The organism is Hymenobacter psoromatis, assembly GCA_001596155.1.
Lineage (GTDB): Bacteria > Bacteroidota > Bacteroidia > Cytophagales > Hymenobacteraceae > Hymenobacter.
Window position 1 is genome coordinate 2,834,188 of sequence record CP014771.1, and the last position, 15,769, is coordinate 2,849,956.

General features: G+C 63.0%; 8 protein-coding genes. 2 read left to right on the forward strand and 6 right to left on the reverse strand.

Annotated features, from left to right (window positions below; all coding sequences use genetic code 11):
* Positions 1 to 21 precede the first annotated feature (21 nt).
* The 6 genes from A0257_11975 to A0257_12000 form a co-directional block, all read right to left on the reverse strand.
* Positions 22 to 435, reverse strand: coding sequence for a hypothetical protein (locus A0257_11975; GenBank protein AMR27741.1), 414 nt, complete (start codon positions 433 to 435; stop codon positions 22 to 24).
* A gap of 118 nt (positions 436 to 553) precedes the next feature.
* Positions 554 to 1,801, reverse strand: a complete 1,248-nt coding sequence (locus A0257_11980) for a hypothetical protein (protein AMR27742.1) — start codon at positions 1,799 to 1,801, stop codon at positions 554 to 556.
* 27 nt (positions 1,802 to 1,828) lie between these two features.
* Positions 1,829 to 3,394 carry a hypothetical protein gene (locus A0257_11985; protein ID AMR27743.1) on the reverse strand — a complete coding sequence of 522 codons (1,566 nt, stop codon included), beginning with the start codon at positions 3,392 to 3,394 and terminating at the stop codon, positions 1,829 to 1,831.
* Between the two features lie 175 nt (positions 3,395 to 3,569).
* Complete coding sequence (locus A0257_11990) at positions 3,570 to 6,746, reverse strand: SusC/RagA family TonB-linked outer membrane protein (GenBank protein ID AMR27744.1); 3,177 nt, start codon at positions 6,744 to 6,746, stop codon at positions 3,570 to 3,572.
* A gap of 438 nt (positions 6,747 to 7,184) precedes the next feature.
* Entirely contained in the window at positions 7,185 to 8,963 is a 1,779-nt protein-coding gene (locus A0257_11995; GenBank protein ID AMR27745.1) for a hypothetical protein, read from the reverse strand.
* A 216-nt stretch (positions 8,964 to 9,179) separates the two neighbouring features.
* Positions 9,180 to 9,416, reverse strand: coding sequence for a hypothetical protein (locus A0257_12000; protein ID AMR27746.1), 237 nt, complete (start codon positions 9,414 to 9,416; stop codon positions 9,180 to 9,182).
* A gap of 183 nt (positions 9,417 to 9,599) precedes the next feature.
* On the opposite strand from A0257_12000, the gene A0257_12005 reads away from it, so the two are divergent.
* Both A0257_12005 and A0257_12010 read left to right on the forward strand, forming a co-directional pair.
* Positions 9,600 to 12,689, forward strand: coding sequence for a hypothetical protein (locus tag A0257_12005; protein ID AMR27747.1), 3,090 nt, complete (start codon positions 9,600 to 9,602; stop codon positions 12,687 to 12,689).
* A gap of 290 nt (positions 12,690 to 12,979) precedes the next feature.
* On the forward strand, positions 12,980 to 15,229 hold the full coding sequence (locus A0257_12010; protein AMR29735.1) for a transglycosylase: 2,250 nt from the start codon (positions 12,980 to 12,982) through the stop codon (positions 15,227 to 15,229).
* Positions 15,230 to 15,769 lie beyond the last annotated feature (540 nt).

Consider the following 15,769-nt stretch of genomic DNA (forward strand, 5'->3'; position numbering starts at 1 on the left):
AAATCCAAGCTCGACCATAAATTATTCACTTTCCGGGAGGGACTTGGCTGAAAACGGGCGCAAGTTACTAAAAATAGCCCATATTTCAAACCCAGCACACAGAAAATAGGCTAGGAAGAATGCACCAAGGAAGGTGAGTAAGTCGTGATTTCCGGTCAAGCCGCTCCGAAAAAAATAAAGTAATACCATCCCAACACCCACCGCCAGCCGCAGCCCTACCCCCCCAAAATAGGCCGCCAGGAAGTTATCGGGCGAGCGCCGGGTGTACCACGCCGTGAACCAATAAGCGAGTAGGGTGAGCCCCAGCAGTACGCCTAAGATGGCCGGGGCCAGCGGGTTTATTACTACCCTGCCAAAGCCCGCCCGCAGTCCAAACAGCACCGCGAAACAAGCCAGTGCGAAGGCTAGAAAATGGGTTAAAAAACGACTGTTCATACGCGGAAAATCTCGGGCCGAAAGACAAAGGTCGGCACGAATCGGTGCCCCGCCACGCAAAAGCCCCGCCAGCCAACGCCAGCGGGGCCACATGAAGCCTGGATGAAGAATCACAAAGCTACAACGAGCGGTACTCGAACCGGACGCGTCCTACCCCCCCGGTGGTGCTCGGCTTGAGGGCCAGAATGCGCAGGAGCATGACCTCCGGGGTGCCGCGCAGGCGCACGGCATACACGTCGCCCACGGCGGGCGTGCCCAGGTCGGCGCTGGCCGTGTTTTGGTAAAGCAGCGTGCCGATGGCGTTGGCGCTGGCCGTGGCGTAGGGGGTAGCGGCCAGCTGGGCGGTGGTGAGCTTATAGTAGCGGGTCGGGTTGGACGTGTTGAGCGTGAGGGTGCCGGTGCTCGACAGGCCATTCACCTGCAAGTCTTTGGCCGTCACGGCATTGGCAGCGGGCTCGTTGAGACTGGTTACCAAGTTGAAAGCCAATGAATCGGTCGATAGGCCGCCGCCAAAGCTCACCCGGCCCTGGCGGGTGGTTTTGAGGGGGGTAGGCGCGCCCACGGACAGCGGGGGGGTCGTGAGCGTGGTAGAAGTGCTCTGGGCAAACGCCATGAATATGAACGTGGCCCCGCCGCCCGCCGCGCCGGGGGGCACGCGCAGGTCGATGGTACGCTTGTTTTCGACGCCGGCGGTGGGCGTTTTGATAACGCCCTGCCGCAGCAGCGGTCCGGCAGTGCCCACGCGGGCGTAGTACACGAGGCTGTCCACGTTCTTGAACAGATTAGGAGCCAGCCCGGTAGCGGTCGAGACGCCGCCCGCGTTCAGGGTCACGGCGTAGCCAATGAGGTCGCCTTCGCTCTGCGCGGTGGCACTGAGGCCGTTGCGGTAGGTGGCGGCGGGGCTGCCGAAAATCAGCGTGGGCGGGTTGGCCACCTGGTAGGTGAAGCGCCGCAACCGCGTGCCGCCGGCGAAGGTGAGCGTGACATCGACGCGCACCATCGTGCCGATGGGGTAGGCGGCGGGCACCACGTAGGGCACGGTTTGGGCCGTCGATTGCAGCGTCGGGTTGAAGGTGCCGCCGGCCGGGTAGCTGCCCGCCTGCGCCGAGTCGGTTTTGGTGGCCTGGAAAACCGTGATGGTCGTCAGGTTGTCGGGCGCGTTGAAGAGGGCCGTTACCGGGATGGTTTCGCCGGGCGCGTACTTGGCGTTAAACGTTGGGTTGAGGGTAGCAGGCCCCAGAATACCCAGGTTGAAAAAGCCCGGCGCGGCCACGGGCTGGTAAAAGGTCGGGATATCTTTTTTACAGCCCGCCAGCAAGGCCAGGCCCGCCAGCAAAGGCAGTAGATTTTTATTTAAAATTTTCATAGACAAGCAAATGCAAGGGGTGAAAACCTACGGCATGTCAAACCACAGGGGCTTGGTCACGTAGTCGTCGTTGGTAGTAGCGCCGGCGTCGCTGAAGAGCTTGGCCACGGCGTTGGGGTTGTAGAGCAACTCGGTGGCACCCGGCAGCAGGCGGCGGGGGTAGCGCAGCTTGGGGTCGGTCTGGCCCGCCACCACGGGGTTCACGGTGCGGGTCGGGTACACGAAATTGACGTAGATGGCGGGGTCAAAATCGAGCCGGCGCAGGTCCGACCACGAGTCGGGATTCAGAAACATGGCAATGTATTTCTGCTCCATGATGGGGCGCAGCGTGGTGAGGTCGGCCTCCGTCTGGGGCACGGCGGCGGAGGCGAGGTAGGCGCTGATTTGGGTGGCGGAAATGACCGGGAACGTCACGGCCGGCACGGCGTTGCTACCCCCCTGCCCCACCTTGGCCATGTGCGCCCGAATGCCTTCTTTGAGCGAAGCCAGCGCCAGCGTCTTGTTGCCCGCCCGAAAGGCGGCCTCGGCCTGAATGAACTTCAGCTCGTGGTAGGTGATGGCCTCAAAATAGCCCAGGTCGCGGGCGTACCAGCTGCCATAAAAGTCGGTGTAGGTGGAGCCGGGCGTGATGTTGGTGCCGGCGGCCGTGCCCGCGCCGGGGTCCACGCCGGTGCTGGTGGTGGGCACCAGAATGCCGAAGCGCGGGTCGGTGACGCCCGGAAATGTGGTGCCGTTCAGGTATTTCACCACGTTGCTAGAGAACACGGCGGTGCCGAAGTTCGAGCGCGTGGTGCCAAAGATGTTGGTTGTGTTCACGAGCGGGGCCACGGCCACCTGAAAGTTGATTTGCGCGTCGTCGGCAGTCGAGGTAAAGCCTTTGTCGCAGAGGGCGAGCACGGCGGCGGGGCTGTAGCTGGCCTTTTTGGTGAGGTGCTGAGCCTGGCGCGCCTTGAGGGAGTAGGCCAGGCGCACCCATTTGGCAGGGTCGCCCTTGTAGAGAATGTCGCCGCTCTCGCTGGGCGAGGTGGCGTAGAAGGCGCGGAAATTGGCGCTCGCGGGCTTCGATAATTCTACTACCCCCTCGTCGCAGAGCTGGTTGATGACATCGTAGATGGACTGCTGCGAATCGTATTTGGGCGTGTAGTTGGCACCGCCCTGGTAGGCCTCGGTGTAGGGCACGTCGCCGAGCATATCGGTGACGTGCGCCAGGATGAGCGCCTGCATAATCTTGCCCGCGCCCACGTAGTACACCGACCCCTCAGCCTGGGCCACCTGAATCATTTGCGGAATGTTGCCGCCCGAGTAGAAATACGAGTAGTTGAACGTGTTGGTGCTCTGCGCATTGGTGAAGTAATACTGGTCGTTGCCGCCGCTGTTGGCGGTGCGGCTCACCACATACTGCGTGATGTAGGGCGTGCGCAGGGCCGTGAACATCTGCGTTTGAATGCCATTGGAGATGACGTTGGGCAGCAGGAAGTTAGGCGTTGACACGACCGGATTGTTCGGGTTGCTGTTCACGTCAAGGTACTTCTCGCACGAGGTCAGCGCCGCCGAGGCCCCGAGCAGGCTTAGGAACAGGAGATATTTTTTCATCGGGTAGGATACTTTTGGAAGGAAGAGCCGGCCACCTGGCGTTGCTGGAAAATAGGCTGTCATTGCGAGCCTGCGAAGCAATCGCCCCAGAACGATTCCAGAACGAGCCGTTCTGGGGCGATTGCTTCGCAGGCTCGCAATGACAGACGGCCGGTTCTGCCCTGACTTTTACAAGTTAAAAATTGACCCGCAGGCCCATGTCCACGCCGCGGGTGGCGGGGATGTTGCCGTAGTCGATGCCGCCCGAGCCGCCGCCGCGCACGCCCGCGCCGGCGGTGGCCGTTTCGGGGTCGGCCCCGCTGTACTTGGTCAGCAGCCAGAGATTGCGGCCGGTCACGTTCAGCTCAATGCCTTTGAGGAAGGAGCTGGCGCCGCCGAGCCAGCGCTGGGGCAGGGCGTAGCTCAGGGCCACGTAGCGCAGGCGCACCCACGAGCCATCCTCAATAAAGGCCTTGCCCACGTTGCTCAGAATGTTGGTATAATACGTCTGGTTCAGCTCGGCGGGGCGGGCGTTGGGCACGTAGGTGGTGTTGCCGCTGGCGTCTTTCTGGGCCACTACCCCGTCAAAAACCACCGTTTTGTAGCGGTCGAGGGTGCGCGGGGAGGTGCCCACGCCGGTTTCGTACCAGTCGTTGCCGTTCACCACTACGCCGCCGACCCGGAAATCGAGCAGCGAAGTCAGCGACAAGCCTTTGTAGGTGAACGTGTTGGTGAACTGCGTGGTGAAGCGCGGCGCGCGGTTGCCCGCGTACACGAACGTGGCGCTGGTGGTGGGGTAGCCGGTGGTGGCGTTCACGATAGCCTGCCCGTAGTAGGGCGAACTGGGGTCCGTGACGCGGGCAAAATCGGTGGCCGCGATGCCCGAAATGGGGTGGCCGGGGAAGGCCCCGCCCTCTTGCACGTTGGTAATAAAGGTGTCGGACTGGTACACCACCGTCAGCGGCGAGGGTAGGCTCTCCACGTTGTTGGTGTTGTGGTAAAAATTAGCCCCGATGTCCCAGGTGAAGCCGGCGGCGGTGCGCACGAGCGTGCCGTTGAGGCTGATTTCCTGGCCCTCATTCGTTACTACCCCCCCATTAATATACTGGAAGGTGAAGCCCGTGGCCTGGCTCACGCGCGGGGCAATGAGCTGGTCGCGGGTGCGCGAGCGGTAGTAATTGAAGTCGAAGCTGAGGCGGTTTTTGAAGAATTGCAGATTGATGCCGGCCTCGTAGGTGCGGGTGCGCTCGGGCTTGAGGTTGGGGTTCGAGCCAAAGAAGTCGTTGCGAAAGCCGCCGCCGATGTAGGTGTTGGTGGTGAGCGGCGCGAGCACCCGGTAGGGGCCGGTATCCTTGCCCACTTCGGCCACCGAGGCGCGTATCTTGCCGTAGTTCAGCACCGGGTTCTGGTCCAGGCCCAGAATTTTAGTGAACTCGTAGCCCGCCGCGGCCGAGCCGTAGAGGAAGCCCTTGCCGAATATCTTGTCTTGGTCGGGGCGGGGTAGGGTCGAAGACTGGTCGTAGCGCGCTTGCAATTCCACAATCAGCTGGTCGAAAATGGTGGTCGAGAGCCGGGCGAAGTTGCCGATGAGATGGCGCGTCTGGTCGCGCTCCAGGGCATTGCGGTTCACCGTGTTATTGAGGCCGATGAAATCGGGATTCTGGAAAATCAGGCCTATGTAGTCCACCGCCTCGTCCTTGTTTTCCTCAATCGTGTTGCCCAGCAAAAAGGAGCCGCGCAGCTTTTCGTTGAAGAAGCTGTGGTTGAACGTGGCCAGCGTCGTGGCCGTGAGCAGGCGCGCCTGGTCCACGGTTTGGGCCAGGCCGCCAAACTGATTGCCGACCTGCGAGGTGCCCACGGCCCGCACCGACTGGCTGCGGGTGGTGGACAAGTCGGTGCCGATGTTGTGGCTCAGCGTCAGCCACTTCACGGGTGAAAACGACACCTGCACGTTGCCCACGAAGCGGTTGGTGCGGTCGCTCTGCGGGTTTTTGTTCACCGTCCAGTACGGGTTGTCGGCGTCGGAGTCGGTGCCCGCGCCCAGGGGTAGGAGGCGGCGGCGCGAGCCATCGGGGTTGAGGTAGTTGCGGGCGTCGTCGTTGCGCGGCCAGTTGAGCAGGCTCAGCAAAAAGCCGCCCGAGCTGCCGTACAGGCCCGGCCCCTGCAAGGGCCGCACTGCGCCCGAAGTCAGGTACTGCGCCGAGCCGGTGACGCTGAGCTTGGGCGAAATCTGAGCCGAGCCCGAGAGGCGCACCGTCGTCTTGTCGTACTTGCTTTCGGGCGTCACGCCGGTCTGCTGCAAGTTGGAGGCCGAAGCGAAAAAGCTCGCTTTGTCCGAACCGCCCGACATGTTGACGAAGTTCTGGTACATCTGGCCTTTCTGGAAGAAATTGCCCAGGTTATCGTACACCGGCTGGCCGGGCTGGAAGCGCGCCCCGAACGACGAGCGCGTGCTAGGGTCAAACACGCCGCCCGAGCCCTGGCCGTACTGGTCCTGCACCTGGGGCAGGCGGTTCACCTGGTCCACCGAGTATTGCGTGCGGAAGTTGAGCTGGGTGCGGCCGGCCCCGCCTTTTTTGGTGGTGATGACCACCGCGCCGTTGGCGGCGCGCAGGCCGTAGAGGGCGGCGGCGGCCGGGCCTTTTAGCACCGTCATGGAGGCAATGTCCTCGGGATTGAGGTCGCCGGCGCGGTTGGCGGCCCCCACCGAGCGGCCCAGCAGGCCGTTGAAAGCCGAGCCGCCGCCCGGCGCGGTGCTTTCCTGAAACGACGAGTTGTCCATTATCATCCCGTCGATGACAAATAGCGGCTGGTTGTCGCCGTCGAGCGAGGTGCCGCCCCGAATCACGATGCTGGCCCCCTCACCCGCCCCGCCACCCGACGACGTGATGTTAACGCCCGCCACCTTGCCCTGCAAGGCGTTCACGATGTTGGTCTGGCGCGAGTCGATAATATCTTTACTGCTAACCTCTTGCACCGACGTCACGATGTCGCGCCGGTCCTGCTTGATGCCGTAGGCCAGCACTACCACCTCGTCGAGGTCGCGTTTGCTGGCCGTCAGCGTCACGGTCAGGTTGCTGCCATCGGCGCGGCGCTCCATCGGCTCGTAGCCCACGAAGCTGAACACGAGCGTGGCCCCGGCCGGCACGCCGCTGAGGGTGAAGCGGCCGTCGGCGTTGGTGGCGGTGCCGTTGCTGGTGCCCTTCACGATGACGTTCACGCCGGGCAGGGCGGTGTTGTCGGCGGCCTGATGCACCACGCCACTGACAGTACCGGTGGCGGCCGCCGTGGCCGGGGTCGTTTGGGCGTGGCCGGGCGGCGCGAGCAGCACGCCGGGCAGCAGCGCAAAAGGCAGAAAGTAGCGTTTTTTCATAGGTAATACTAAAATGGAAAAGACAAAGGCGGTTGCAGCAAGCACCTAAGCCACCCGTAACTATTCTTTTATTCCGACCTTCTTTATTGGGTCAACCAACAGCTCGTTAGCAAAAGCTCTAAAATCAACGCGCGATTTGAAAGCGCCAAAGGTGCAAAAAATTCAGCAAATACTCACTGTCTTGCCCCGCTTAATTTTTAAGTGCTACCCTACACTCAGAGTTGGTGCGTTCTAGCAGGTCGCCCTCCGCGATTAACCTCACCCCCTAGCCCCCTCTCCTGCGGAGAGGGGGAACTAGTTTTTAGTTTTAGCTCTAATCAACTCGCCTTTATATTATATTAGATTAGAGCTAGTTCCCCCTCTCCGCAGGAGAGGGGGCTAGGGGGTGAGGTTGCCGCGGAGGGCGACCCGCCAGCACGTATCATCCCTACCCCCTCTTTAAGGCTGAGCGCTTTCGATGGCCAGCTGCAGCAGCGCCGAGCGCACGCCCAGCTCGCCGAGCCGGTTGTTGTGGCGCGTGGGGTTCACGCGGTTGGTGAGCAGAATGACGAACAAATCGAGGTCGGGCTCGACCCAGAAATAGGTGCCCGTGAAGCCCGTGTGGCCGTAGCTGCGCGGGCTGGCGCCGCGCGCCGCGTTCAGGGCGGGGTTTTTAGGGTTGGGCTTGTCGAAGCCCAGCGCCCGGCGGTTGGCGGGGCAAAACTGGCAGCGCGTGTACTCATCCATCGTCGCGGCCTTGATGAGCTGCTGACCGCCGTAGCGGCCCTGCCACAGATACAGTTGGACGAGCTTGGCCAGGTCATTGGCCGAGCCGAAGAGGCCGGCGTGGCCGCTCACGCCGCCCAGCAGCGCGGCGCTCTCATCATGCACGGTGCCGCGCACCAGCTGGTGCCGAAATACCGAGTCGTACTCGGTGGGCGCGATGCGCCGGCCGGGGAAGCGGTGCTCGGGGTTGAAGCCCAGCGTAGTAGCACCCAGCGGCTGGTAAATCTCCTCGGTAATAAACTGGTCAAAGGGCCTACCCGTCGCTTTTCGCACGTAGGACGGATAGAGCATAAACGACAGGTCGGAGTACACGTAGCCGGGCTTGGCATTGAGCGGCGAGGCGGCAATGCCCTGGTAGAGCAGCGCCGGCATGTCGCGCCGCGCCCACAGGCCCGCCGCCACCGGCAGCGGAAACGCGGCCGACGAGTCGGGCCGCAAAAACCGCGGGTTCGGGCGGCCATCGGCGTTCACGTACTGCTGCCAGAAGGGAATGAACGCCCGCAGCCGCGCCTGGTGCGTGAGCACGTCGCGCAGGCGCAGGTCCTGCTTGTTGCTGCCTTTCAGGAAATCGAACAGCGCGCCCAGCGTGTAGTCGGGGCCAAACAGGCCGCGGTCTTGCAGCAGCATGAGGGCCGGCAGGGCGGCCGTGACTTTGGTGAGCGAGGCAAAGTCGTAGAGCGTCGTAGTGAGCACCGGGGCCGCCGGGTCGGCGGCCTGGAGCACGCCGTAGCTGCGGCGCAGCGCCACCACCCCGTGCCGCACCACGATTACTTCGCCTCCCGGAAAGGCCTTGCCAGCCAAGGCTTTGCGCATGAGCGAATCGACCAAAAAAGGCAGGGTAGGCCGCAGGCCCGCCGCAGCGGGCGTGCCATAGGCCAGGCGCAGGCCGCCGCGCGTAGGCAAGCCCGCCGTCAAGCCGACTGGAACCGGCAGGGCCAGTCGTCCCGCCGCCCCTACCCCTCCAAAAATGACCTGAATGGCCTGACCGCACACCTGGGCAGTGCGTTGCCGGGCCAGCACCACGGCCGTGGCCTGCGGCAGCTCGGGCAGCCGGGCCAGCGCCGTGCTGTCGAATAAAAGCACCACCAGCTTTTTGCGCAGTTTCAGGGCCTGTTGCAGCGCCAGGCGGTCCTGGGAGCCAGCAGCGGGCAGCACGAGCAGCAGCAGGTTGCGGGAGCGCAGCCGGGCGGCGGGCGGCGCGGGCAGCCCGTTCACAAAATCAGCCGCCGCGTAATCGGCCACGGCCTGCTGGAGGTGCGCGCTGAAATCGATGACCTCGCGGCCCGTGGCCGGCGGCATTTTTATGGTGGCCAGCCGCAGCGTGTCGAGCCGTTGCAGGGGTAGCAAGTCGCCTTCGTTGCGCAGCAACACCACGTTGGCCGTGGTGAGAGGGGGTAGGGACGGGGTTTGCCGTGGCTGGCCCTGACTTGCCAACGGGTTCAGCCAGCCCAACGCACCCCACCAAACGCACAAAACCACGACGGGCCGAAGGAACAGATACCGGAGCATTTTTCCTGCTGGCTACTTGCTCGTGACGCTGCGAATAACCTGGTACAGCGCCCCAAAAATGCCGCTTGCCAACGGGTTCAGCCAGCCCAACGCACCCCACCAAACGCACAAAACCACGACGGGCCGAAGGAACAGATACCGGAGCATTTTTCCTGCTGGCTACTTGCTCGTGACGCTGCGAATAACCTGGTACAGCGCCCCAAAAATGCCGAACAGCGTGAGGCTGATGGTGTACCAGGGGGTAGTGGTGTGGAAGTGGCCATCGAGCCACACGCCGGCCCAGGTGCTAAAGCCGATGATGGCAAACATCTGGGCGGCGATGCCGGAATACCGGGCCAGCGCCGAGTTGTTACGGGCTTCGTCGTCGGCTTCGGGCGGGAGCGGGGGGGTAGGCATGGGCGGGCGAAAAAGGGAAGAGCGGTAAAGCTAAACGGCGGATGAAGGTTTCGGGCGGGCGCGGCGTAATTTTACGGGTTGCGGGCGCGTTGTGCGCGTAGGGTAAGCTTCCGCTTGCCGTTTTTATCCTTGTGAGCTACTTACGGCAAGCTAAAGCTTGCCCTACACTCTTTGCTTTCTGCCTTGAAAATCGCTTTTCTCCTGCGTAATCTTCGGTTTTGGCTGCTGGCCGGGCTGGGGCTGGGCGTGGTTGCCTGCGCCTCGGACAAGTCGCTGGTGAGCCATGCTATCAACAACGTGGCGGCCCGCGACAACGGCTTTTTTCTGGCCCGCGAAAAGCTGCGGGCCACCGAGGCTACCCTCTACAAAGGCCGCAACGACGACTACAACCGCGTGCTGCCCCTCTACCCGGTGCTCGATAGCGGCACCGTGCGCGCCACCCGCGCCGACCTCAACGATATTATCAAGAAGGCTTCGCTGCCCATTCAGCACCGCGCGGGCTCCGACTGGACCGACGACGCCTACCTGCTGGTGGGCTGGTCGCGGTTCTACAAGATGGAGTTTGACGACGCCATTCTCACGTTTAAGTACGTGAACAGCACCAGCCGCGACCCGTTTGCCAAGCAGGAGGCCCTGATTGGGCTGATGCGCACTTTCCTGATAACCAAGCAGCTCGACAACGCCAAAGCGGTGTCGGACCTGCTCGACAAGGAAGTGGGGCTGCCCAAGGATGCGCGCGAGCTGTTCATGGCCCGCACCGACTATTATCTCCAGACCGAGGAGCCGGTGAAGGCTATTGAGCAGTTGGAAAAAGCCGTGCCCCTGACGCCGGTGAAGAACGAGCGCTCGCGCTCGCGCTTTATCTTGGCGCAGCTTTATCAGCAGCAGGGCCAGAACAAGGAAGCTACCGCGCAGCTCAACGCTATTCTCAAGCACAACCCGCCCTATGAGCTTGATTTTCAGACCAAGCTGCTGCTGGGGCAGGTAACGGACCTCGACCAGCAGAGCAAGGAGCGGCTCGATAAGTACTTCGCGGCGCTGTTGAAAGACCCGAAAAACAAGGAATACCGCGACAAAATCTACTACGAAATGGCGCGCGTGGCCTACCGCCAGCAGAAGTACGCCGACGCGCTGGGCCTGCTGCGCACGGCTGCTAAAGTGCCCACGGTCAGCAAGTCGCAGAAGGGTTACACCTATCTGCTGGCCGGCCGCATCTATTACGAAAACCTGCACAAATACCAGCTGGCTGCGGCTTATTACGACAGCACCACGCAGGCCATGCCCAAGGAAAACCCGCTGTATGCGGCCACGCTGGAGCGGGCGGGTATTCTCAAAGAATTTGCCAAGCAATATACCATTATCGAAACGCAGGACAGCCTGCAAACGCTGGCCCGGCTGCCCGCCGCTGAGCTAGATAAGCGCCTGAGCACCTACGCCGCCGCCGAGCTGGAGGCCAAGCGCCTGGCCGCCGCCAAGGCCGCCGCTGCCCAGCAGGCCCTGGCCCGCAAGCAGCAGTCCGACGCCAGCCGCATTTCGTCGTCGCCGAGCGCGCTCGGCGTCAACCAGCGCGACATCAGCAACCCGAATGCCTTTGACGCGACGACGGCGGTGGCCTCGGGCGCGCAGTGGTATTTTGATAATCCGGCCTCGCTGAGCACGGCGCGGACCGAGTTTATTCGGGTGTGGGGCGACCGCAAGCTGCAAGACAACTGGCGCACGACCCTTACCCCCAGCAGTTCGCCCAACGCCCCGCAAAACGGCGGCGCGCCGGTGAGCGTGACGGGCAACGACCAGACGCAGGTGAACGGCGGGGCTGGCGGGGCCCGGCCCGTGGCCCCGCCTGTGGCCGCCGACCCCCTGGCTGAGCAAAACGCGCTGGCCGCCAAGTATCGGCGGGACATCCCGGACTCGCCCCCCAAGCTGCAAGCCTCTAACCAGCAGATAGAAGCGGCGATGTATGAGCTGGGCGGCATCTATAAAGAGCAACTCAAGGAAAAGCTGCGCGGCTACGAAACCTACGCCGGCGAGGTGGCGCGCTACCCCCGCGGCGAGCACGCGCCCGACGCCGACTACCTGCTCTACCTCTACTACAAGGACCTGCCCGACCCGGCCAAGGCCGCGCAGTATGCCGCCGCGTTGCAGCGCGAGTTTCCGACCTCGACCTACGCCAAGCTCATCGCCGACCCGCTGTATCGCGAGCACGAGCGGGCGCTGCACAACGCCGTGGCCGCGCGCCTCGACTCGGCCTTTGTACTCTATAAGGACCAGTATTTTACGAAGGCCAAAGCGGCCGTGGCGCGCATTGAGCAGGCCTATCCGAAGAGCGACCTCACTGACCGGGTGGCGTACTTGAAGCTGCTGCTGGCCATTCGGACGCAGCCGCCGGGGGCGGTGCGGGCCTCGGTGACGCAGTTTGTTAAAGACTACCCCGATAGCCCGCTGGTGCCGCAGGCGCAGGGATTGGCCGGCGCGCTGCAAAAGGCCGAAGCCGGGCAGCTCGCCGGGGCGCTGGCCTCGACCGACAAGCCGGTGATTTCGCAGTTCCGGCCGGGGGAGATTGATAACCGGCTGCGCATTCTCTACGAAGACAACGCGCCGCCCCCGCCGACGCCTGCCCCTACCCCCCCCGCCGCCGCGCAACCCGCGCCAGCGGCCGCCCCCACGCTGAAGGCCGCTCCTAAAGCGGCACGCACGCGAAAAAATGCCCCGGCTAAAGCATTGGATTTAGCCGTACCAGCTGCCGCTACCCCGGTGCCCACGGGCACTGCCTCAGCCGCCGCTGGAACTACGCCAGCCGGCACAGCCCCTACTACCACGCCACCAGCTACCACGCCGGGCCAGCCGGCGGCGGCTTTGCCCGCGCCAGCGGAGCCTGCTACCCCGCCGGCCGCGCCGGCTGTGGCCTACGCTACCCAGCTCAGCGCGGCTCACGCCGTGGTGTTGGTGTATCCGAAGGGCACGGCTCCCACGGCCGACCTCGCCGCGCAGCTGACTACGTATAATGGCAAGTTTTTTCGGGCGAATAACCTGACCGTGCAGCCGGCCCAGGCGCTGGGCACCGACCAGGAAGTGGTGGTGGTGCGGGCGCTGCAAGGCGCGAAAGTGGCCCAGAGCTACGCCACCAAGCTGCGCGGGCCGCAGTCGCCGCTGGCGCGGCTGCGCGGCCAGGGCTACCAAACGCTCATCATTAGCCTGGCCAACCTGGCGCTGCTGCAAGCGACGGGCGGCGACCTGGCCGGCTACCAACAATTTTACCAGAAGGTTTACCCGTAGGGTGCGGGGCTTGCCCCCGCCCGTCGTTGCCCGAAGCCACCCGAAGCGTCCAGCACCAGCATTCCGCCCGAGAAATCAGCCTGATAATCCAACCGCGAATTGTTCAACGACGGGCGAGGACAAGCCCCGCACCCTACCCCATTCTTCAACCTGTTCAACGACGGGCGGGGACAAGCCCCGCACCCTACCCAAATGCCTAAGTCCGCTTCTTCCCCGCCCCGCCCTACCCCCCCGTGCGCCGTGGGCCGCCGCCGGTGCGCCGGGGGCGCTTCCGGGCGTTCACGCGCACGATGTGGGTGCTGTTTGGGGGCGGGCTGGTGGTGGCGCTGCTCTATTTGGGGGCGGTAAGCGTCAACTTTATGAATCTGTTTGGGCGAATGCCGAACCTGCACGCGCTGGAAAACCCCAAGAGCGAGTTGGCCTCCGAAATTTACTCGGCCGATGGCGTGCTGCTGGGCAAGTACTTCCGCGAAAACCGGACGCCGGTGGAGTATAAAGACCTGCCGCAGAACGTGATTGACGCGCTTATCGCCACCGAGGACGTGCGCTTTGAGGAGCACTCGGGCATTGACTTCAAGAGCATTATGCGCGTGGTGGGCAGCCTGGGCCGCGCCGGCGGCGGCTCCACGCTCACGCAGCAGGTGGCCAAGGTGCTGTTTAAGACCCGCGCCGACGGCCTCAACAACGGCACGCTCAACGGCACTGGCAAGCTGGGCCTGCTTATCACCAAAACCAAGGAGTGGCTGCTAGCTATCAAGCTGGAACGCAACTATACGAAGCGCGAAATCCTGCGCATGTACCTGAATACCGTCGATTACGGCTCCAATGCCTTCGGCATTAACACGGCGGCGAAGACGTTTTTCAACAAGAGCCCCAAGCAGCTTACTACCCCCGAGGCGGCGACGCTGGTGGGCATCGTGAACGCGCCGTCGCGGTTTAGCCCGGCCATGCACCCGGCGCGCTCGAAGCGCCGCCGCAACTGGGTGTTGCAGCAGATGGTGCGGGCCAATTACCTGCCGGCCGACGAGATGCGCCGCGACACGGCCAAGGCCATCGTGCTGCACTATAGCGTCGAAAGCTCCGTGCAGGGCCTGGCGCCGTACTTCCGCACCGAGGTGGCCAAATACCTGCAAACCTGGGCGCGCGACACGGACCACGACCTGTATGCCGACGGCCTGAAAATCTACACGACCCTCGATTCGCGGATGCAGGCCTACGCCGAGAAGGCCGTGGCCGAGCACCTGACCTTGCAGCAAAAGTGGTTTTCGGCGCAGTGGAAGGGGCAGCTGCCCTGGCGCGACGAGAACGGCCGGGTCATTCCCGGCTTTCTGGAGGCGTCGATGCGCCGCACCCAGCGCTACAAGTCGCTGGTTGAGCGCTTCGAGGGCAACAAGGATTCGGTGCGCTACTACCTCAACCACAAGTACCCGATGACGGTGTTTTCGTGGCAGGGCGAGCAGCAGGTGATGATGTCGCCGATGGATTCGCTGGCCTATTACAAGCGCTATTTGCGGGCCGGCTTCCTGGCCGTGAACCCGCTCAATGGCTACGTGAAGGCCTGGGTGGGGGGGCCGAACTACAAGTTTTTCAAATTTGACCACGTGCGGCAAGGCAAGCGCCAGCCGGGCTCCACGTTCAAGCCCATCGTCTATACGGCGGCCATTGACCAGGGCTACTCACCGTGCTTTCCGCGGCCCGACGTGGCCACGACCTTCCCCGGCGTGGCCGGCCGGCCGCCCTACACGCCCCACAATTTCGAGGGTGCTTTTTCGGGGCGCACCTTCACGCTGCGGCAGGCGCTGGCGCGCTCCATGAATTCTATCACGGCGTGGCTGGTGTTCAAGCTGGGGCCGGAAACGGTGGTGGCCTACGCCAAGCGCCTGGGCATCACGTCGCCCATCGATGCGGTGCCGGCAGTGGGCTTCGGCGCTTCCGATTGCAGCATCTACGAGCTGTGCGGGGCTTATGGCACTTTTGTAAATAAAGGCGTGTGGACCAGCCCGATTATGGTGACGCGCATTGAGGACAAGAATGGCAACGAGCTGCGCCGCTTCGTGGCCCAGACCAGGGAGGCCCTCAGCGAGGAAACGGCCTACGTGATGACCAATATGCTGCAAGCCAGCACCACCGAGCCAGGCGGCACCAGCACCATTCTGCACACGGGCTTCAAGTTCAACACCACTATCGGGGCCAAAACCGGCACCACCTCCAACTACTCCGACGCCTGGTTTATGGGCATCACGCCCAACCTGGTGTGCGGCATGTGGGTGGGCGGTGAGGACCGTAGCATTCACTTCCGCACCGGGGCCTACGGGCAGGGCGCGCGCTTGGCCCTACCCCTCTACGGCATCTTCATGAAGAAAGTGTACGCCGATAAGTCGCTCGACGTGGACACCGGGCCTTTCCCCCTGCCCGCCGCGCCGCTCACCATCGAGCTGGATTGCTCGAAATACTACGGCGCGGGCCAGCAGGATACCATCCCCAACAACCAGAAAATGGTGCAGCCCAAGCTGGATGAGCTGGATGACAAGGATATTTAGTAATCGCGGATTTAGCAGATGGCGCAGATTTCGCGGATTCGGACGCCGCGGAGGGGGTAGGGCTGGTTGGCCTTTGGGGGTAGTTAGTTTGGGTCAGTCAAAAGTAATAGGGTAAAAAGAACGTTATTCCGAGCTTGCCGAGGAATCTCGCTCGCCTCATTCGGGCCTCGTTCAACGACGCGAGCGAGATTCCTCAGCAAGCTCGGAATGACGTTCTGTTGCTACCTGTTTACTTCTGCACGAGTACTCAGTTTGGGTCAGACCCGAACTGACTGACCTTTTTTGGTAACTGGTTTAGCTCGGAGGCGAACTGACTACTCTTTTTGGGCACTCAGTTTGGGTCTGACCCAAACTGAGTGCCCTTTTTCAGCAACTAATTGCCTAAAAAGAGTAGTCAGCTGCCCTTTTTGGGCAACTGGTTTAGGTCAGACCCGAACTGAGTGCCCAAAAAGGGCAACTGGTTGCTCTTTTTGCTAAACTGACTGTCACCGAACAAATACCACTCCTTCGCGCGTTTAACGCAACCGACCCTACCCCACC